The organism is Streptomyces sp. Je 1-4 4N24 (genome assembly GCF_026239515.1).
Lineage (GTDB): Bacteria > Actinomycetota > Actinomycetes > Streptomycetales > Streptomycetaceae > Streptomyces > Streptomyces nigrescens.
In genome coordinates this window covers 6,292,711-6,310,893 of the sequence record NZ_CP110836.1, presented here as the reverse complement: position 1 = coordinate 6,310,893, position 18,183 = coordinate 6,292,711, and the positions used below count along the sequence as shown (strand labels likewise).

At 71.0% G+C, this 18,183-nt stretch carries 16 protein-coding genes and 3 tRNA genes; 6 read left to right on the top strand and 13 right to left on the bottom strand.

Features of this window, described 5'->3' with window-relative positions; genetic code table 11:
- Positions 1–175: 175 nt before the first annotated feature.
- Positions 176–538: a cupin domain-containing protein gene (locus SLV14N_RS27525; protein ID WP_263271503.1), complete on the bottom strand. Its 363-nt coding sequence runs from the start codon at positions 536–538 to the stop codon at positions 176–178.
- Positions 539–760: 222 nt separating this feature from the next.
- Here SLV14N_RS27525 and SLV14N_RS27520 point away from each other — a divergent pair, with 222 nt between their 5' ends.
- The 4 genes from SLV14N_RS27520 to SLV14N_RS27505 all read left to right on the top strand — a co-directional run bounded on the left by SLV14N_RS27520 (position 761) and on the right by SLV14N_RS27505 (position 4,875).
- The gene (locus tag SLV14N_RS27520; protein ID WP_208684439.1) at positions 761–1,636 is read left to right on the top strand and encodes a glycosyltransferase family 2 protein; all 876 of its coding nucleotides are present in this window, start codon (positions 761–763) and stop codon (positions 1,634–1,636) included.
- Between the two features lie 343 nt (positions 1,637–1,979).
- Positions 1,980–2,732 carry a BTAD domain-containing putative transcriptional regulator gene (locus tag SLV14N_RS27515; RefSeq protein WP_259670540.1) on the top strand — a complete coding sequence of 251 codons (753 nt, stop codon included), beginning with the start codon at positions 1,980–1,982 and terminating at the stop codon, positions 2,730–2,732.
- Between the two features lie 191 nt (positions 2,733–2,923).
- Positions 2,924–3,646, top strand: a complete 723-nt coding sequence (locus tag SLV14N_RS27510; RefSeq protein ID WP_208684438.1) for a DUF5819 family protein — start codon at positions 2,924–2,926, stop codon at positions 3,644–3,646.
- The gene (locus SLV14N_RS27505) at positions 3,643–4,875 is read left to right on the top strand and encodes an HTTM domain-containing protein (protein WP_263271502.1); all 1,233 of its coding nucleotides are present in this window, start codon (positions 3,643–3,645) and stop codon (positions 4,873–4,875) included. Before SLV14N_RS27510 ends, SLV14N_RS27505 begins: the two co-directional genes overlap by 4 nt.
- A gap of 209 nt (positions 4,876–5,084) precedes the next feature.
- On the opposite strand, the gene SLV14N_RS27500 is transcribed toward SLV14N_RS27505, so the two are convergent.
- From SLV14N_RS27500 to SLV14N_RS27475, 6 genes are all read right to left on the bottom strand, one after another.
- Positions 5,085–5,702 (bottom strand): hypothetical protein, encoded by a 618-nt coding sequence (locus tag SLV14N_RS27500; RefSeq protein ID WP_208684434.1) that lies wholly within the window; start codon positions 5,700–5,702, stop codon positions 5,085–5,087.
- Positions 5,703–5,972: 270 nt separating this feature from the next.
- Positions 5,973–6,383 carry a hypothetical protein gene (locus tag SLV14N_RS27495; protein WP_263271501.1) on the bottom strand — a complete coding sequence of 137 codons (411 nt, stop codon included), beginning with the start codon at positions 6,381–6,383 and terminating at the stop codon, positions 5,973–5,975.
- A 309-nt stretch (positions 6,384–6,692) separates the two neighbouring features.
- Positions 6,693–6,908 (bottom strand): hypothetical protein, encoded by a 216-nt coding sequence (locus tag SLV14N_RS27490; RefSeq protein ID WP_263271500.1) that lies wholly within the window; start codon positions 6,906–6,908, stop codon positions 6,693–6,695.
- 580 nt (positions 6,909–7,488) lie between these two features.
- Positions 7,489–7,562, bottom strand: a tRNA-Ile gene (locus tag SLV14N_RS27485).
- Positions 7,563–7,740: 178 nt separating this feature from the next.
- Positions 7,741–7,813: transfer RNA gene (locus SLV14N_RS27480), tRNA-Asn, on the bottom strand.
- A 5-nt stretch (positions 7,814–7,818) separates the two neighbouring features.
- Positions 7,819–7,891: transfer RNA gene (locus SLV14N_RS27475), tRNA-Asn, on the bottom strand.
- A gap of 218 nt (positions 7,892–8,109) precedes the next feature.
- On the opposite strand from SLV14N_RS27475, the gene SLV14N_RS27470 reads away from it, so the two are divergent.
- A complete protein-coding gene (locus SLV14N_RS27470; protein ID WP_018088101.1) occupies positions 8,110–8,409 on the top strand; it encodes a hypothetical protein in 300 nt (99 codons plus the stop codon).
- Between the two features lie 66 nt (positions 8,410–8,475).
- A complete protein-coding gene (locus SLV14N_RS27465; RefSeq protein ID WP_208684430.1) occupies positions 8,476–9,957 on the top strand; it encodes an FGGY family carbohydrate kinase in 1,482 nt (493 codons plus the stop codon).
- A gap of 57 nt (positions 9,958–10,014) precedes the next feature.
- Here SLV14N_RS27465 and SLV14N_RS27460 read toward each other — a convergent pair whose 3' ends face one another.
- From SLV14N_RS27460 to SLV14N_RS27435, 6 genes are all read right to left on the bottom strand, one after another.
- Positions 10,015–11,250, bottom strand: coding sequence for an RNA polymerase sigma factor (locus SLV14N_RS27460; protein ID WP_263271499.1), 1,236 nt, complete (start codon positions 11,248–11,250; stop codon positions 10,015–10,017).
- 138 nt (positions 11,251–11,388) lie between these two features.
- Positions 11,389–13,308, bottom strand: a complete 1,920-nt coding sequence (gene dnaG / locus SLV14N_RS27455; RefSeq protein WP_208684428.1) for a DNA primase — start codon at positions 13,306–13,308, stop codon at positions 11,389–11,391.
- 68 nt (positions 13,309–13,376) lie between these two features.
- Positions 13,377–14,381, bottom strand: coding sequence for a threo-3-hydroxy-L-aspartate ammonia-lyase (locus tag SLV14N_RS27450; protein WP_208684426.1), 1,005 nt, complete (start codon positions 14,379–14,381; stop codon positions 13,377–13,379).
- 9 nt (positions 14,382–14,390) lie between these two features.
- A complete protein-coding gene (locus SLV14N_RS27445; RefSeq protein ID WP_263271498.1) occupies positions 14,391–15,656 on the bottom strand; it encodes an NAD(P)/FAD-dependent oxidoreductase in 1,266 nt (421 codons plus the stop codon).
- Between the two features lie 277 nt (positions 15,657–15,933).
- Positions 15,934–17,247, bottom strand: coding sequence for a deoxyguanosinetriphosphate triphosphohydrolase (locus SLV14N_RS27440; RefSeq protein WP_208684422.1), 1,314 nt, complete (start codon positions 17,245–17,247; stop codon positions 15,934–15,936).
- Complete coding sequence (locus SLV14N_RS27435) at positions 17,244–18,116, bottom strand: sirohydrochlorin chelatase (RefSeq protein WP_263271497.1); 873 nt, start codon at positions 18,114–18,116, stop codon at positions 17,244–17,246. Before SLV14N_RS27435 ends, SLV14N_RS27440 begins: the two co-directional genes overlap by 4 nt.
- Positions 18,117–18,183 lie beyond the last annotated feature (67 nt).

Here is an 18,183-nt window from a genome sequence, read left to right as displayed (position 1 = left end):
CGTCGTGCACCCCTGCCCAACGATCGCGTTCCTAGACATCCGGATCCGGGTGGGAAATTACACGCCACCCGGCCGGCCGACGCGGCAACCGGCAGCCGCGCCCCGGCCTCACTCGGTGCGTCACTTCCCAGGGGGACTTCCCCTGGCTTCAGAGGGTCTTCCCCCAGGGCGTGTCCTAGCTCTTCGCCTTCCCGTACTCCTTCGCCATCCCGCCCGCGAAGTCGTACACGACGCACTGTTCGTCCCCGACGACCCAGGCGTCATGACCGGGCGGGCAGACGAAGACATCGCCGGGTCCCACTTCGGACTCCGCCCCGTCGTTCATCCTGATGCGCATCCGGCCCTGGACCACGAAGCAGTTGTGGTGGACCTCGCAGCTGTCGGTCCCGGCTATCGGGCGCACCGACTCCGACCAGCGCCAGCCGGGCTCGAAGGTGGCCACGGCAAAGTCCAGTCCGGTGAGGTGCAGGGCTTCGAGGTGACCTTGGGGAAAGTCGCGCCGTTCATCCGGCTTGTCGACCGTCTTGACTTCCATCATGAGGGCTTCCTCCATCCACCCCCCTGGTCATCCGTGCATACCCCCCGGTCCTTCCATGGTGCGCCGCGACCGGACGCCCGGCCACCGCGTACCGGCCGCCCCGCCGGAAGACGTTCCCCAGCGTTCAGCGGCCGGATGTCGCCGGGGAGGCGCGGTGGCACGCAGTCGCCGCACCCGGCGGTTAGCATCCCGACAAGACCGCCAAGAACGGAGCAAACTTCTGTGCGTCATCTGCGCGTAGGCGTCGCCATCTTGACCATGGGAAACCGTCCCGCCGAACTGCGGGCGCTGCTGGACTCGGTCGCCAAGCAGGACCTCCGGCCGGCCCACATCGTGGTCATCGGGAACGGTTCACCGCTCCCGCCGCTGCCGCACGGCGCCATCGGTGTCGAGCTGAGCGACAACCTGGGAGTCTCCGGTGGCCGCAATGTCGCCCTGGACGAGCTGCGCAAGCTCGGGGACCTCGACGTGGTGGTCGACCTGGACGACGACGGCCTGCTGATCAGCCCGGACGTGTTCAGCCGGCTGGCGGAACTGCACGCGCGCGACCCGGAGTTGGGCATCGTGAGCTTCCGCATCGCCGACGAGCGGGGCCGCACCCAGCGCCGCCATGTCCCCCGCCTGCGGGCCGGCGACCCGGCGCGCGGCGGTCCGGTCACCACGTTCCTCGGCGGCGGGCACTCCCTGTCCGTACCGATGCTGGAGCGGATCGGCGGCTGGCCCGACGACTTCTTCTACGCCCATGAGGAAACCGACCTGGCCTGGCGGGCCTTGGACGACGGCTGGCACATCCGCTACGTCCCGGAGCTCGTGCTCCAGCACCCGTACACCTCACCGACCCGGCACGCGGTCTACCACCGCATGGTCGCCAGAAACCGCGTCTGGCTCGCCAAGCGGCATCTGCCCGCGCTCCTGGTGCCTGCCTATCTGGGCGTATGGGCGGCGCTGACGGCCGTCCGCAGCCCCTCGGCGGCGGGCCTGCGGGCCTGGGCCGCCGGTTTCGCCGAAGGGGTACGCACCCCCTGCGGACGACGCCGGCCGATGCGCTGGCGCACGGTATGGCGCATGACGAAGCTGGGGCGCCCGCCGGTCATCTGACCGGCCGTCCAGCGGGCTTCCCGTCACCGATCCGGGGCCGCGCCGGGCCGCATCGGGCCGCATCGGTACGCGACCACACCAAGCAGCGCGCCCCCTACCGCCAAGCCGTGCCCGGGACAGCGGCGCGGAGGGTAAGCCCCAGCCGCCTCGATGACGCATCACCGGAGGCGACATCTCCTACCAAAGTCAAACAATTCGACAACCCCTCCCGGGCGGAGCAACATGAATTTGTGGGAGGTGCACAGATGGTTGCGAACCTGAGGCGACGGCAGCGCGCCCGGTGGGGTGTACGCCGAGCAGACGGACCTCTCCGCGATCAACGGACATGAGCCCAGATGAGCCCGTGATCTCCAGACCGCATGTGAACCACTGGCCGGCCGTACGGATCGCCCTTCTCGGCGGTTTCGACCTCGTGGTCGGCGATGTGCCGGTGGTGGTCCCCGTCGGCTCGAAGCGACTCCTGGCGTTCATCGCGCTCAATGGCCTTACTGCTGCCCCTCGGTCCCTGATCGCCGGAAGACTGTGGCCCGAAGCCTGTGAGCAGAGCGCGCACGCGAACCTGCGGTCGGCGTTGTCGCGGCTGCACAGCATCGGCAGGAGAGCCCTGGAGATCAGCCCCACCGACGTGCGCCTCGGGCGGGACGTCAGCGTGGATCTGCACCACGCACGATCGCTGGCCCAGCGCATACTCGACCCCGGTGTCCCGGCCGGAGAGCTCCAGCTCAGTGCGGCGACCGTCGACCAGCTCTCCGGCGACCTGCTGCCCGGCTGGTACGACGACTGGGCACTGCAGGAGGCGGAACGATGGCAGCAGCTCCGACTCCACGCACTTGAGTCACTGGCGGGAGAGTTCATCGACACGAAGCAGTTCGCCGGGGCGGTGGCGGCCGCCCACGCGGCCGTACAGGCGAATCCGCTGCGGGAGAGCAGCCAGGCCTCACTGATCCGCGCCCACCTGGCGGAAGGCAATCTGTCCGAGGCGCTGGACGACTTCGAACGCTACGAGCACCGCCTCCGCGACGAGCTCGGACTTCGCCCCACACCGCGGCTGCGTCACCTGATGGACGGGCTGCTGCGGCCGCACCCCGGCCGGTGACGGCGCCCCGGCGGCGCCGGGCTTCGAGGTACTCAGCCCCCTCGCACCGGACTGCCCCCTCAACCGTTCGGCCCAACAGCACGTTTGCATCGGAATGAGTCTATTTATTCTGATGTGGCAGCGGTGACGTGAATGACCTGGTGATCCGTCGGCGTATTCGTTGACGGTTCGGGACCCGTGATCGGGGGAGCATGGTGGAGCCACGCGGGTCCTCGGACCAGACCGGCACGGACGGCGCCGACGAAGGCGAAACGCCCGGACGGTCCGCCGTCGTCCGCGGGCTGCCGCCGGCGCCGAACGGGTCCTGGTCGCTGCCGTCGCGGATCGTGATCATGGCGGCCATCGGGGTGCTGACGATCGGTGTCACGCTCCACCTGCTTCTGGTGTTCCTGTTCGTCGCGCCGCCGAACGCCATCAGCAAGAAGTACGACCGGCTGGTCAAGGGCTACGTCTATCCGGAGTTCGATCAGAACTGGCAGCTGTTCGCACCGAACCCGCTCCAGGACAACATCGCCGTGCACGCGCGCGCCGAGGTCGCGTTCCCCGACGGCTCCCGGCGCACGACGAACTGGTTGGCACTGACCGCCCAGGACATCCGCGAGATCAAGCGCAATCCCGTGCCCAGTCACGCGCACCAGAACCTGCTGCGTCAGGCCTGGGACTTCTACAACAGGACGCACGACGCCACGGGGCGGGCGATCGGCCTGCGCGGTGAACTCTCCGAGGCCTTCGTACGCCGGATCGCGGCTCACCGGCTCGGGCCGCGGATCGACGGCGGTCAGGTGGTCAAGGTGCAGATCTACGCATCGAACACCCCGATCATCCCGCCCAAGTGGAGCGGCGACCGCGGGAGCACCAAGAAGACCTACCAGGTGCTCCCATGGTGGCCGGTCTCCCAGAAGGAGTTCCCGTGAGCGTCGAGAAGGACCTTGCCCGGACGCCTTCCCCCTTCAAGGGCATGGGCACCAAGCTCGACGCGGCGATCGCCAAGCTCCTGCACAGGATCACGAGTGCGGCACTCGCGCCGTACCAGGCCGCGGTCGTCCGGATCGGCTTCGCCCTGACCTTCGCGCTCTACCTCCTGCGCGAGTGGCCGCACCGGCTGGACCTGTACGGCACCACCAACCCGTGGGGATTCGATCTGGCCCAGCGCCTCATCGCCTCGAACAACGCGTTCACGGTCCTGCTGTGGTCGAACCACCGGCTGTGGTTCGAACTGGTCTACCACGGAGTGCTCGTCGCGAGCCTGCTGCTGCTCCTGGGGTGGCACACCCGCACGATGTCGATTCTGTTCATGGTCGGGGTGCTGTCACTGATGAACCGCAGCGTCCTCCTGGGCGACGGCGGCGACACCCTCATCCACCTGATGGCGAGCTATCTGGTGCTCACCCGGTGCGGGCAGGTGTGGTCGCTGGACGCCCGGCGGCGCGAGCGCAAGGAGGCACCGCCCCGGGACGGCTGCAACCGGGTGAGCGTGACACTGTGGATCCTCGCCGGCGCGGGCCTCGCCCTCGCACAGTTGACGGGATTCGCCGAAATCCCCACGGGCTGGGTACTGATCCTCTGGGGGCTGTGGCTGATCCAGGCCCTGTGGTTCTGGGCAGGGCGGCGTCGTTCCCCGGACGCGGGGGCGCTGTTGGACGTCGTCGCCAACCTCGTCCACAACGCGGCGATGCTGGTGATCGCCGCCCAGGTATGCCTGCTCTATGCCACCGCCGGCTGGTACAAGGTCCAGGGCTCCCGCTGGCAGGACGGCAGCGCCCTGCACTTCCCGCTCCATCTGGACTACTTCAGCCCGTGGACCGGTCTGGCCCAGGTGCTCGACAGCCGCTCCATCGTGGTCACGCTGATCACCTACGGCACCGTGGTCGCGCAGGTCGCCTTTCCCTTCACCCTTCTCAACCGACGGGTGAAGAACGTGATGCTTGCGATCTTGATCACCGAACACGCGACCATCGCGGTGATCTGCGGCCTGCCGTTCTTCTCGCTGGCGATGATCGTCTCTGACATGGTCTTTCTGCCGACGAACTTCCTGCGCTGGGGCGGGTCGAGAATTGCGGCCGCGCGGGACCGCATCACCGCACCACTACGCCGGAGCAAGGGTCCGGACGACCGCAACGAGAGCCGAAGCATGACCGTCTGACGCGCCATGCAACCTCACACGTACGCCTACGCCTACGCCTACGCTGCCCGGCGCGCACCGCCCCCTGGCGGAATCGGCCCGCGATGGGCACCAACCGCCAGAGGGATTGCGGGATTGTGCCCGCCCCTCAGCGTGAGCCGGCAGCTCTGCCGAGCGCGCGGTCTGCCTCGGGTGTTGTTGGCTTGACAGCCTGTGATGACGGTGTTCGCTCAGCCACCGGCGCCCGTGGTGCCGCCTGTGGCCCCGGTCGCGCCGGTCGAACCGGTCGCACCGGTGGTGCCTCCACCGATGGTGGTGGCGCCCGTGGTGGTTGCGCCGGTTGTCGTGGCACCGGTGCTGGTGGTGGCACCAGTGGTAGTGCTGGCACCCGTAGTGGTCTGGGCACCGGTCGTCGTGCCACCGGTGGTGGTCTGGGCACCGGTCGTCGTGGCGCCTGTGGTGGTCTGGGCGGCGGTCGTCGTGGTGGCGCCGGTTGTGGTGGTGCTGGCGCCGGTCGTCGTGCTTGCGCCGGTCGTCGTGGTGCTGGCGCCGGTTACGGTCCGTCCGCCGATGCCGCCACCCCCGCCGCCGCCTCCGCCGCCACCCCCGCCGCCGGACCTGCACAGCTGCCTGACCGAGCCCGGAGCGACATCGATGACCTTGCCGGTGACCTTGCTGATGCACAGGACCGCTGGTGCTGCCGGCGCCGACTGTGTCGACTGGACCGGAGCTTTCGCGGCCGCTGGTTCAGCGCCCGTCACCCCGATCGCCCCCATCGTTCCGGTGAGTGCCGCCGCTATGAAGGACGCGCCGACCACGTGGGAAAGGCGCCTCCGGATGGTTGTCATCACTGTGCCTCCTCTTCTCTGGAGAGCTCATAGATGCCTCAAGAGTGGGAGCGCGGCCATGACCGCAACGTTGAACCGGCGTGACCCTCGCGTGACACCGCCCGGTGTGCGTGGCGGGGGTAGCCGGCCGAACAGACCGGCCCTGCCCTGGCCCGAAGCCAGGCTCGCCCCCTCTGGCTGCGCAAGCTTTCGCCTGGATGGTGATCGAGACGGCGGAGCGGGGCCAGCTGCCGCTGAACCTGCCCCGCCCGATAGCCGAAGCGCGCGGCCCTACCTGTCGTCGTCACGGTCCGGTCGCCAGAGGCCCGCCGCTGACTGGGCGTAGGCGATGCGGTGGTCGAGGTGTTTGCCGTAGACGCGGTAACCGGGCGAGCCAATTCTCTGCGTGAGTGCGGTGCGGTTCCACATTCTTCCCGTGGTTTTCCAGGCAGTGCGGGTCGGAGGGTCAATGACGATGTCACCGTCGGTCAAGTAGAGGAGGAACTCGATAATGATGAAGGGAAGGTAGAGCACCGACTTGATGATCGACCTGACGGTGGCTCCGCGGGCCCGCAGAAGGGGCTGCTTCGGCCGCACGATCTCATGGACGCGGCGCCACTTCTGCTCAGGTGGTGGCATGCGGAGCTCGGCCAGGACCTGATGGTCGGGCGTCAGGACCGTGAACAGTTCTCCCTGTCCCACGAGGACGACTATGGGCTCTGAGGTGTCTTTGGTGCGGTACAGGGTGTAGCGAGGTTCGGTGCCCGGAGGCAGTGCCCAGTTCGGGGGCGTGCCCGCGGCCACGTAGGCGAATGCTTCGCCCCGGAAGGGCCTGACGACCCATTTGAGGGGAAAGGTGCATTCGCCGGGCTCACTCTTCGAGGGGTACGTAGTGTGGAACGAAACCTTCGTGGAGCTTTTCATGGTCTTCTCCTAGCCGAACACCGAGCGGACGTCGGTGGGTGTGGGGGACCCTCTTCGGCCTGCGCTGCGAGGCGGAAGGTGAGGGTTTCACCGATCTTCCGCAACCAACCGACGTAGCAAGGGAGTTCGGCGAAGCTGGGCGTGGAGAGGGACCAGCCCGGTGATCTCGCGCTGGAACTCGGTGCCCGCGGGCCAGATCTTCTCGGCCAGTTCCCACAGAGCGGCAACAAGGACTTCGGCAGGGAGGTGCAGCGGGAGTTCGCGACTGAGATCGTCGGCTTCGACCTTGAAGTACCCGCCCATATGACCCCCCGGACCCCGTTTACAGTTCGTCAAATTGTAAGCAGCGAACGGGGGATGGAGGTCACAGGGCCCAGGTCCCGGAGCTGGCGGGCATCGCGGGAGATGCCGCGGCAGAGGGGCGAACAACCTGGCTCGCACGTGATCACACCACCGCCCGATCCCGGCCCTGTTCGACAAGCCGGTGGCACACCCGCCGGACAGGCCCTGCCGCCTACCCCGCCGCCCCGGAAACCATCGGTGTCGCCCAGCGCGGCGGCAGCGGGAGCCGCGCTTCACGCACCGCTGTGGGCCACAGGCAGCCCCCTCGTCGGCCTCCGGGGCCCACCGGGGATCCAGCTCCAGCAGCGTCCGGTCCGCGACGCCCCGCCGTCGCGCACCCGAAGATCAACAGCCCCCGTATCGCGATCACCCCAGTCACGGGCGCACTGCACCTTTCGGGCATGACTCACGTTTCGCCCACTGGGTGTCCACCTGGCTGGATCTTGGTCTGAACGCATGAACGGGGGCCGCCGCCCTGGAGCGGTGACCCCCGTTCCTGCGTTTCCACAGGTAGAAAAGGTTCTCCTGGGAGAACCGTGTGTGGGGCGGGTGGGACTCGAACCCACGGCCGACGGATTATGAGTCCGCTGCTCTAACCGGCTGAGCTACCGCCCCCCACGGCGCGTCGCGCACATTTGTGCGCGCCGTCTGCCGCAGCATAGCCGCTCATACGATCTGCTGCCCGTGAGGGCTGCCGTCGCGCGACCACGCACGCCCAAGAGGACTTCGATCACGGGCCGTTCGGTTCCATGGCACAAGAAAAAGGACCCCGTGTGGGGTCCTCTTCTCTCTGCTCCCCCGACTGGACTCGAACCAGTAACCCTCCGGTTAACAGCCGAATGCTCTGCCAATTGAGCTACAGGGGACCGCGCTCCCCCGACTGGACTCGAACCAGTAACCTGCCGGTTAACAGCCGGCTGCTCTGCCAATTGAGCTACAGGGGATTGCTCTGTGTGCCTCGAATGCACCGCTGCCCGGTCTTCCGGACGGCGCGCGCTCGCTGCGACACATACATTAGCGCAAGCAGGGGGGTGCTCCGCCAATCGGTATCGCCTCAGGTCACCTCGGGTGATCCGCGGCCCCGGAGGGTAGGCGCGTGACACAGCCCGGCACTCCGGTGCGTACCGGCACCGGACGGGACGACGAGAGGAAAGGTGGAGCAATGCGCTACCGGCTCACGTTCATCGCGGGACTGGCCACCGGGTATGTGCTCGGCGCACGGGCCGGCCGGGAACGGTACGAGCAGCTCCGCAAGGCCGCCCAGCGGGTCTCCCAGAATCCCGCGGTCCGGAACACCGCCGAGTCGGCCGCGCTGACCGGGCGCGAGGCGGCGTCGAAGGCCTTCGGGACGGTCTCCGCCAAGGTCGGGGACCGGCTTCCCGCCTCCGTCACCGACCGGGTCCGCTCGCTGCGCGAGCAGCGCGGCTCCGACGAGGACGACTGGGGCACGAGCAATACCTGAGCCGTGGCGCTCCCGGGCAAACCCTGACTCTCTCCCTATGCGTCGTATGGGGCATCATCTGAGGCCATGGGGATAGTCGCCGGATTGGACAGTTCGTCCGAGAGCACACGGATCGTCGTCTGCGATGCGGACACGGGTGCCGTCATCAGGCGTGGATACGCGCCGCACCCCGTCGAGAAGGGGCCTGAGGTCGATCCACAGGCGTGGCTGGTCTCGCTCGGCGAGGCGGCCGGCGGCGGGCTGCTCGAAGGGGTGCAGGCGATCGGTGTCGCCGCGCAGCCGCACGGCATGCTGCCGCTGGACGTCGAGGGCAATCTCGTACGGCCCGCGCTGGTCGGCAATGACAAGCGGGCACAGAGCGCGGCGGCTGATCTGATCGACTCGCTCGGCGGGCGTACCGCGTGGGCGCAGGCCGTCGGAGCGGTGCCGCAGGCGACCCATGCGGTGACGAAGCTGCGCTGGCTGGCGCGTACGGAGCCGGCGCATGCGGCCCGGATCGCGGAGGTCATGCAGCCGCACGACTGGCTGGCGTGGCAGCTGCTGGGGCGGCCCGCGCGGCGTACGACGGACCGCGGCGGGGCCTCGGCGACCGGTTTCTGGTCGGCGGCGACCGGGTCGTACCGGCCGGATCTGGTGGAGCTGGCGCTGGGCCATCAGGTGCGGCTGCCTGAGCTGCTGAGCCCGTCGGGGACGGCGGGGTTCACCCCGGAGGGGCTGCTGATCTCCGCCGGTACGGGCGAGACGATGGCCGCCGCTTTCGGGCTCGGCGTCGGGGAGGGCGACGCGGTGGTGTCGCTGGGCGCCTCGGGGTCGGTGTTCGGGATCCATCACGAGGCACTGGTGGACCCGAGCGGCACGATCACCTCGTTCGCGGACGCCACCGGCCGGCATCTGCCGGTGGTGCACACCAGCAACGCGGTACGGGTGCTGCGCGGTGCCGCGGAGATGCTGGGCACGGATCTGGAGGGCCTGTCCGAGCTGGCGATGAACTCGTCGCCCGGTGCGTACGGGATGGTGCTGCTGCCGTATCTGGAGGGCGAGAAGACGCCCCACCTGCCGCACACCGCCGGGTCGTTGCACGGGATGCGGCGGGACAGCATGAAGCCGGAGCATCTGGCGCGGGCGGCCGTGGAGGGCATGCTCTGCGGGCTCGCGGACGCGCTGGATGTGCTGCGGGGGCGGGGCATGGCGGTGCGCCGGGTGTTCCTGCTGGGCGCGGCCGCGGAGCTGTTCGCGGTGCAGGCGGTGGCGCCGGCGCTGTTCGGGGTGCCGGTCGTGGTGCCGCAGCCTGCGGAGTACGCGGCGCTGGGCGCGGCCCGGCAGGCGGCCTGGGCGTGGGGGGTGGCGCACGGCACGCTCACCCCGGCCGGCGGCGCGGAGTCCGGGCCGGGCGGTGGACCCGTCTGGGTCGATCCTCCGCAGTGGCCGGCCGCCACGAGCCAGGTCTTCGAGCCGGGTGAGGAGCTGGCGGTCGGCCAGGCCGTGCGCCAGCAGTACGCGGCGGTGCGCGACGAGGCCTATCCGGGGGCGTTCCAGCGGGAGGCGTGAGCGGGCCGGGTGGACCGGGCGTGCGGGGCCGGGCGTGCGGGGCCGGGACCGGCGGTCTCAGTCGAGGTAGCCGCGGAGCTGGTCGGCGAAGGCGTGGTCACGGAGCTTGTTGAGGGTCTTGGACTCGATCTGCCGTATCCGTTCGCGGGTGACGCCGAAGATCCGGCCGATCTCCTCCAGCGTGCGGGCGCGGCCGTCGGCGAGGCCGTAGCGGAGCTGGACGACCTTGCGTTCGCGTTCGCCGAGGGTCGACAGCACCGCGTCGAGGTGCTCGCGGAGCAGCAGGAACGCGGCGGATTCGGCGGGTGAGGCGGCGTCGCCGTCCTCGATGAGATCGCCGAGGGCGACGTCCTCCTCCTCGCCGACGGGGGCGTGCAGCGAGACCGGCTCCTGGGCCAGCCGCAGCACCTCGCTGACGCGTTCCCCGGTCAGGTCGAGGTGGGCGGCGACCTCCTCGGGCGTCGGTTCGCAGCCGCGCTCCTGGAGCATCCTGCGCTGGACCCGCACCACGCGGTTGATCAGCTCGACGACATGGACCGGGACCCGGATGGTGCGGGCCTGGTCGGCGAGGGCGCGGGACATCGCCTGGCGGATCCACCAGGTGGCGTAGGTGGAGAACTTGTAGCCGCGGGCGTAGTCGAACTTCTCGACGGCGCGGATCAGTCCGAGGTTCCCCTCCTGGACGAGGTCGAGCATGGTCAGCCCGCGGCCGACGTAGCGCTTGGCGACGGAGACCACCAGACGCAGGTTGGCCTCGATGAGGCGGCGCTTGGCCATCCGGCCCAGGACCACCAACTTGTCGAGGTCGAAGGCGAGTTGGGAGGAGAGGTCGGTGGCGTGGGTGAGCTTTTCCTCGGCGAAGAGACCGGCCTCGACGCGGCGGGCGAGCTCGACTTCCTCGGCGGCGGTGAGCAGCGGGATCCGGCCGATCTCGCGGAGGTACTGGCGGAAGAGGTCGGAGGACGGGCTGCCCGTCTCGGGGCGCGGCACCGGCTCCGGGATGATCTCCTCGACGATCATCTCGGCGGCGGGTGGTTCGGCCTGCTGCGGCACGGTGAGCGGCTCCGCGGCCGCCTCCACGTCCGGCTCCGTGTCCGGTTCCGTGGCGGCCGGCGCATCGGCGAGGGTCTGGGTCTGCACGGGGGCGACCTCCAGGGTGATCGCTGCTGAAGCGGCAGAAAGGTCGGGCACGGTGGCGGCCGAGCCGCCGTCCGTCCCGTACGTCACGAGTGGTTCCGCGGGGGATTCCGGTGCGGTACGACCGGACCCGCCGCGCACCGGGGACTCAGGCAACGCTCCTCAGTGTGGAGTACGACACACGCCTGCCACGAGGGGCGTGCGGCCACTTTTTGAGTCCGGTCCGTGACCGGACGGCTACCGCGGGGTGTTGCCGGGCGGCTACCGCGGGGGCTCCCCGAGCCTCCCCGGGGCCTACAGGGCCGCGTATCCCCGTTCGCGCAGCGACTGGCCGTACTGCTGGAGCACCCACAGTTCGTTCTGCACGGCCGCGAGGTGTTCGGGGTCGGCGCGGGGGCCGAGGCGCTGGAGAGTGCCGCGGATCTCGGTGACGCGCTGATTGACGGCCGCGAGGCGGACGGCGACCAACTGGACACCGGCGTAGGCCTCGTCGGGGTCCCGGCGGGTGTGCAGCGGTTCGACGGCGAGCTCGGTGACCATGGCGCGGACGGTGTCGTCGGGGGCGGCCTCCCGCACCCGGGGGACGAAGCCCTGGTCGGCGGCGCCGGCCGAGGTACCGCCGGCGTCCTCGATGCACTGGCGGACCACGGCGTAGGGCGGGGCGGTGAACTCGTCGGCCCCGTAGGCGTCGAAGGCCGGGGAGACCAGGTCGGGGCGCTGCAGCGCCAGCTTGAGGAGCTCCCGCTCGACGCGGTGGGCGGGGCTGCGGAGGTTGAGCGCCGGGCCGCGCGGGCCGGGCGCGGGGCGGGCCTGCTCGGCGGCCGGGGGCTGACCGTGCCGCTGCTGCTGACGGCCCTGGGCGGGGCCGCCGTCACGGCCGCGCTCGCGGGCCCAGCGGGCGAGCTGGGCGACGCGCTTGACCACGAACTGGGTGTCCAGGATGCCGAGCATGCCGGCGAGCTGGACGGCGGACTCATGCTGGATGGAGCTGTTCTTGATGTGGGCGACGATGGGGGCGGCCTCGTCGAGGGCGGCGGCGCGGCCGACGGTGGTGTCGAGGTTGTGCCGGGAGACGACATGGCGCAGCGCGAACTCGAAGAGCGGGGTGCGGGCCTCGACGAGATCGGCGACGGCCTGATCGCCCTTGGCGAGCCGCAGATCGCACGGGTCCATACCGCCCGGGGTGATGGCGATGGAGGTCTCGGCGGCGAACTTCTGGTCGTCCTCGAAGGCGCGCAGGGCGGCCTTCTGGCCCGCGGCGTCGCCGTCGAAGGTGAAGACGACCTCGGAGCCGGAGTTGTCCATCAGCAGCCGGCGGAGGATCTTGATGTGGCCCTCGCCGAAGGCCGTACCGGAGGTGGCGATGGCGGTGGTGACCCCGGCCAGATGGCAGGCCATCACGTCGGTGTAGCCCTCGACCACGACCGCGCGGTTGGTCTTGGCGATCTCCTTCTTGGCGAGGTCGATGCCGTAGAGGACCTGGGACTTGCGGTAGATGGGGGTTTCGGGGGTGTTGAGGTACTTCGGGCCGTTGTCGTCGTCGCGGAGCTTGCGGGCGCCGAAGCCGACGACCTCGCCGGCGATATCGCGGATCGGCCACATCAGCCGGCCGCGGAAGCGGTCGATGGGGCCGCGGCGGCCCTCCTGGGAGAGGCCGGAGAGGACCAGCTCCTGGTCGCTGAAGCGGCGGCCGCGCAGAAAGCGGGTGAGGTGGTCCCAGCCGGCCGGGCTGTAGCCGACGCCGAAATGCTGGGCGGCGGACTGGTCGAAGCCGCGCTCGGCGAGGAACTTGCGGGCGATCTCGGCCTCGGGGCTGTCGAGCTGCTCGACGTAGAACTGGGCGGCGGCCTTGTGGGCCTCCACCAGGCGGGTGCGCTCGCCCTGCTGGCGGCCGGGGGTGTAGCCGCCTTCCTCGTAGCGCAGGGTGATACCGGCCTGGGAGGCGAGGCGCTCGATGGTCTCGGCGAAGGAGAGGTGGTCGATCTTCATGACGAAGTCGACGGTGTCGCCGCCCTCCTGGCAGCCGAAGCAGTGGTAGAGCCCCTTGGCCGGGCTGACGTGGAAGGACGGGGACTTCTCGTCGTGGAAGGGGCACAGGCCCTTGAGGTTGCCGCCGCCGGCGTTGCGGAGCTGGAGGTACTCGGACACAACGGCGTCGATCGGGACCGCGTCCCGTACCGCCTTCACATCGTCATCGTTGATCCTGCCAGCCACGCGTGAATTCTACGGCCGGGGTCGGACAGCCCCGGCCGCGCATCGGCGCGAGCGCCGCGGGTTCCCTCTCACCCCAGCAGTTCCAGGAAGCGCTCCAGCCCCACGTTGCCGCCCGAGATGATCACGCCGATGCGGGGCGGCAGGGGGGTGACGCGGCCGGTGAGCAGGGCGGCCAGGGCGCTGGCGCCGCTGGGCTCGGTGACGATCTTGAGGCGTTCGAAGGCGAACTTCATGGCCGCGCGGATCTCGTCGTCGCTGACCAGGACGACCGAGTCGAGCAGGCGCCGGTTGATCGCGAAGGTCAGCTCGCCGGGGGTGGCGATGGCCTGGCCGTCGGCGATGGTGTGCGGGACGGGGATGGTGACGGGGTGGCCGGCGGCCAGGGAGCGCAGAGTGTCGTCGCCGGCCTCCGGCTCCACGCCGATCATGCGGATACCGGGGACCAGGGCGGTGGCGGCGGTGGCCGAGCCGGCCATCAGCCCGCCGCCGCCGACCGGTGTCAGCAGCGCGTCGAGCGGGCCGGTCTCCTCGATCAGCTCCAGGGCGGCGGTGCCCTGGCCGGCGATGATGTGCGGATGCTCGTACGGCGGGATCAGCGCGAGCCCGCGGTCCTCGGCGAGCTGCCGGCCGAGGGCGACACGGTCGCCGGTGTAGCGGTCGTAGCGGACGATCTCGGCGCCGTATCCGGCGGTGGCGTCCGTCTTGGACTTCGGGGAGTCCTCGGGCATCACGATGACGGCGTGGCTGCCCAGCTCCCGGGCGGCCAGCGCGACCGCCTGGGCGTGGTTGCCGGAGGAGTAGGCGACGACTCCACGGGCCAGCTGCTGCGGGGACAGCCGGGAGAGGGCGTTGTAGGCGCCGCGGAACTTGAAGGCGCCGACCCGCTGGAAGTTCTCGCACTTGAGGTGGACCTCGGCGCCGGCCAGGGCGTCGAGGGTGCGGGAGCGCAGTACGGGCGTGCGGTGTGCCACACCCGCCAGCCGCCGGGCGGCGTCCCGGACGTCGTCGAAGGTGACGACGTCCGGGACGTCGGTGCTGCCGGGGCCGGTGGGACCGGTGGGGCTCTGCGTCATACGGGCACGCTACGGGAGCAGCGAGGCCAGCGGAACCTCCGGATCGGCCAGCGTCTCGGGCGCCAACGACGCCCCGGAGCGGATGAGTTGCTGGATGGACTCGGCGACGTCCCAGACGTTGACGTTCATCCCCGCGAGCAGCCGGCCGTCCGCCCCGAGCCAGAAGGCGATGAACTCCCGCTTGGCGACATCGCCGCGGCAGACGACCTGCGCGTACGAGCCGGGCGGGGCGTAGCCGGAGTACTCCATGCCGACGTTGTACTGGTCGGAGAAGAAGTACGGGATGCGGTCGTAGCTGACGTCCTGGCCGAGCATGGCGCGCGCGGCGGCCGGGCCGCCGTTGAGGGCGTTGGCCCAGTGTTCGACGCGCAGGCGGCTGTCCAGGAGAGGGTGGTCGGCGGCGGCGACGTCGCCGGCGGCGTAGATGTACGGGTCGGAGGTGCGCAGCGCCGCGTCGACCGCGATACCGCCGCCGGCCTCCCGGTCGACGAGGTCCAGCCCGGCCTGTTCGGCGAGTGCGGTGCGCGGGGCGGCGCCGATCGCGGCGAGCACGTCATGGGCGGGGTGTTCCTCGCCGTCGTCGGTGCGCACCGCGAGCACCATGCCGTCCTGGCCGACGATCTCGGTGAAGCGGGCGCCGAAGTGGAAGCGGACGCCGTGTTCGCGGTGCAGATCGGTGAACAGGCCGCCGAGTTCGGGGCCCAGGATGCCGTGCAGCGGCGTGGGGGCGGCCTCGACGACGGTGACCTCGGCGCCGTAGGAGCGGGCCGCGGCGGCGACCTCCAGGCCGATCCAGCCTGCGCCGGCGATCACCAGATGACCGTTGTCGCGGCCGAGGGAGGCCAGGACGCCGCGCAGTCGTTCGGCGTGGGCGAGGCGGCGCAGGTGGTGCACACCGGCCAGGCCGGTGCCGGGGATGTCCAGGCGGCGCGGCTCGGCGCCGGTGGCCAGCAGCAGCTTGTCGTAGACGATCAGGGTGCCGTCGCCGAGGCGGACGGTCCTGGCGCCGGGGTCCAGGTGGACGGCGGGCTGGCCCAGGTGCAGCTCGATGTGTGCCTGGGCGTACCAGGCGGGTTCATGGACGAAGACACTGTCGCGCTCTTCCTTGCCGAGCAGGTACCCCTTGGAGAGCGGGGGGCGCTCGTACGGGTGGTCGCGCTCGTCACAGATGAGGATCACCCGGCCGGTGAAGCCTTCCGCGCGGAGCGTCTCCGCGGCCTTTGCGCCGGCCAGGCCACCCCCGACGATGACGAACGTCTGGTGTGCGTCGACCACTTGCTTCCTCCTCGTTGCGGTGCCGTACGTCCGCGTGCGCGTCCGTGAACGCCCCCATGTCCCCCCGGTGTGCTCTCCCCCGTTGATGTCGTCGGCGGCGGCGGGGTTCCCGATCGCGGTCGGCCGGGGTTCCCGTTCGCTGTCGGCCGACCGGGGTTTCCCGTGCGCTGTCGTCAGGGCTCGCTGTTCGCTGTTGTCAGGGTGCTCCGTTCGAAAACGGTCGGGTCCGAGCGTCCCGCACGGAGCGTGAGGGGGGAAGAGGGGCTTTCCCCCAGGGTCACCCCTGGTTTGCCTCGCGGTGACCGGGGCGCCGGGTGAGACGGGCGTGCAGCGAGCGGGCCGAGGTGTCGGTCAGGGCCGCGATCTGGTCGATGACGGCGCGCATCCGTGCGGTGTCGTCGGGTGCCGTGTCGAACAGTGAACGGAACTGCGGATCAAGGCCGTCGGGGGCGCGGGCGAGCAACGCCTCGGCCAGTTCGGCGATGACGACACGCTGGTCGGCGCGGAGTGCTTCCTGGTCGGGTCGCTGCATGACGTAGCGGTCGGCGACGGCTTTCAAAACGGCGCATTCCAGCCGGGTTTCGGCCGGAACCACCAGCTCCGCTCCGTAGCGGGTGAGCCGTCCGGTCCCCCAGCGGGCCCGGGTCGCGCCCTCGGCCGCGAGACAGAAGCGGCCGATCAGCTGGCTGGTGGCGTCCTTGAGGCGGGCCTGGGCGAGCGCGGAGCCGTCGTAGCCGTGCGGCCACCACTCCTGCTCCAGGAGGCGGTCCAGCGCCGCGGCCAGCTCCTCGGGGCCGGCGCCGGGCGCATAGCGCTCACCGGCGACCGCGAAGATCTCGGCGCGTTCGGCGTCGGCGAGCAGGAGGTTGGGGTCGAGGTGTCCGGCGTGCAGCCCGTCCTCGACGTCGTGCACCGAGTACGCGACATCGTCGGACCAGTCCATGACCTGCGCCTCGAAGCTCTGGGCCCCGTCGGGGGCGCCCTGCCGGAACCATGCGTAGACCGGCGCGTCGTCCTCGTAGACCCCGAACTTCGGGGACGCGGGGTCGGTGGGGTGTCCGCCGCGCGGCCACGGGTACTTGGTGGCCGCGTCGAGGGCGGCGCGGCTGAGGTTGAGCCCGACGCTGACCGTCGAGCCGTCTTCGGCGGGCACGAACCGCTTGGGCTCCAGACGGGCCAGCAGCCGCAGCGACTGGGCGTTGCCCTCGAAGCCGCCGCAGGGCGCGGCGACTTCGTTGAGCGTCTGCTCGCCGTTGTGCCCGAAGGGCGGGTGGCCCAGATCGTGCGCCAGACAGGCGGTCTCGACCAGGTCCGGGTCACAGCCGAGGGCCGCGCCCAGCTCCCGGCCGACCTGGGCGCACTCCAGGGAGTGGGTCAGGCGGGTGCGCGGGCTGGCGTCCCAGGCGGGGGTGTGCGCGCCCGGGGTGACGACCTGGGTCTTGCCGGCCAGCCGGCGCAGCGCGGCGGAGTGCAGCACCCTGGCGCGGTCGCGCTGGAAGGCGGTGCGTCCCGGCCGTTTGTCGGGCTCGGGAACCCAGCGCTCGAGGTCGGCCGCGGAGTAACCGGGGATGGTCGGTGAGGTGCCCGTCATACCGCGACGGTAGCCGCCCGGACGCTCGCGGGGTCGGATCCGGTCCGTGCGAGGAGCGCCTGGTCGTAGCGGTGCAGTACGAGACGGGCCAGTGCGGGGTGGTCGCCCAGGGGCGCGGCGGCGGTCCCGGGGGCGGCGTCGGCGCACTGGGTGGCGAAGCGGCCGGGTGCGGTGAAGCAGCTCGCGACGGCGATCCGGTCGTGGCCGCGGGCGGTCAGCGTACGGACCGCGTCGGCGACGGTGGGGGCGGCGGCGGAGGCGTAGGCGGGCAGGACGGGGGTGCCGCCGAGCCGGGCTGAGAGCAGCTGTGCGGTGCGCTCGGTGTCCCGGGCGGACCGCGGGGCCCGGGAGCCGGCGGCGGCCAGGACCACGGCGGTGCGCGGGGACGGGGCCCCGGGGAAACCGGCCTCCAGCAGGCGGCCGTGCAGCGCCTCGGCGAGGAGCGGGTGCGGCCCGAGGGGGCCGGCGACGCGGCCGGTCAGCTGCGGTGCGGCCACCAGCGCGGCGGGCAGGTCGTGGGTGACGTGGTAGCCGTGGCCGAACAGCAGCGGTACGAGGACGGCTTCGCCGCGCAGCCCGGCGAGGGTGTCGGCGAGCAGCGGCCGGTTCAGCTCGATGTGCCCGAGCCTGACGGCCAGGCCGGGGCGCAGCGCACGGACCCGGTCGAGCAGCGCCCGGACGGTGGGCAGCGCGCGGGGGTCGCGGCTGCCGTGGGCGACGGCGACGAGGGTGGGGCCCGGCGTTTCCGGAGGCTGGAAGCCCCGCAGCCGGACGCGGCAGAGCTGGGTGCTGAGCTGTGCGGTGATCTCGGCGGCGAGGTCTTCCGTGCCGAGGGGGGCGGAGGGCAGGTGCGGTATCGGCGCCGTCATGGCCTGAGCGTGGCAGCCGGGCGTTGCCGCTTCGTTTCCCCGCGGGGAACTCCGTGTTCCGTCCGGC